1 protein-coding gene is annotated in these 1381 nt (G+C 67.2%); it reads left to right on the top strand.

Annotated elements, in window-relative coordinates; translation table 11 throughout:
* Positions 1–58 precede the first annotated feature (58 nt).
* On the top strand, positions 59–1342 hold the full coding sequence (locus ACWGIF_RS37860) for an IS256 family transposase (RefSeq protein WP_453504408.1): 1284 nt from the start codon (positions 59–61) through the stop codon (positions 1340–1342).
* Positions 1343–1381: the final 39 nt, after the last annotated feature.

Below are 1381 nucleotides of genomic sequence, written 5' to 3'. Positions count from 1 at the left end.
GGGTCTGTACGGTCAACGGTGTAACTCCCGATCAAGGAAGTAGCACCTGATGAGCGACGTGACTGTCTCGGTCGAGGCGGTTGAAGAGGTCCGGCCCGAGCTGGCGGCGGACCTGCTGGACGACCAGTTGATCGGGCAGCTGGTCGACCGGGCCCGAGCGGGCGGCCTGCAGCTGACCGGCGAGGGCGGGCTGCTGCAGCAGCTGACCAAGCGGGTCCTGGAGTCCGCCCTGGAGGGCGAGATCACCGATCACCTCGGCTACGAGAAGCACGACCCGGCCGGCGCGGGCAGTGGGAACTCCCGCAACGGTGTTCGGCCCAAGACCGTGCTGACCGACGTCGGGCCGGTCGAGATCGAGGTGCCGCGGGATCGCGAGGGCAGCTTCGAGCCGCAGATCGTGAAGAAGCGCCAGCGGCGGCTGACCGGCGTGGACGAGATGGTGCTGTCGTTGTCCGCACGGGGTCTGACGCACGGTGACATCTCCGCTCACCTGGCCGAGGTCTATGGCGCGAGCGTGTCCAAGCAGACCATCTCGACCATTACCGACAAGGTCATGGACGGGATGACAGAGTGGCAGAACCGGCCGCTCGACCCGGTCTACCCGGTGATCTTCATTGACTGCATCCATGTGAAGGTCCGCGACGGGCAGGTGGCCAACCGGCCGATCTACGTGGCCCTGGCCGTCACGGTCGACGGCACCCGCGACATCCTCGGCCTGTGGGCCGGCGACGGCGGCGAGGGCGCGAAGTACTGGCTCCAGGTCCTCACCGAGATCAAGAACCGGGGCGTGGAGGACGTGTGCATGGTCGTCTGCGACGGGCTCAAGGGCCTGCCGGATGCGATCGGGACGGTCTGGCCCCAGGCCGTGACGCAGACCTGCATAGTTCACCTCCTGCGGGCGTCGTTCCGCTACGCGGGCCGCCAGGACTGGGACAAAATCTCCCGCGCGCTGAAGCCCGTCTACACCGCGCCGACCGCGAGTGCGGCTGAGGACCGCTTCCTGGAGTTCCAGGAGGAATGGGGCGTCAAGTATCCGGCGATCGTGCGGCTCTGGGAGAACGCCTGGGCCGAGTTCGTGCCGTTCCTCCAGTTCGATGCGGAGATCCGCCGGATCGTCTGCACGACCAACGCCATCGAGAGCGTGAACGCCCGCATACGCAAGGCCGTCCGGGCTCGCGGGCATTTCCCGAACGAGGCCGCGGCGCTCAAGTGCGTCTACATGGCCGTCATGAGCCTCGACCCCACCGGGCAGGGCCGCAAACGCTGGACCATGCGATGGAAGCCCGCTCTGCAGGCCTTCGACATCGCCTTCGACGGCCGACTCTCCGTCGGCCGCCGTTAACTCACACCACACGAGTTACACCGTTGGCTGGACAGACCC

The sequence above is a fragment of the Streptomyces sp. NPDC054849 genome (assembly GCF_053610945.1).
This window is presented reverse-complemented; position numbering and strand designations above follow the sequence as displayed.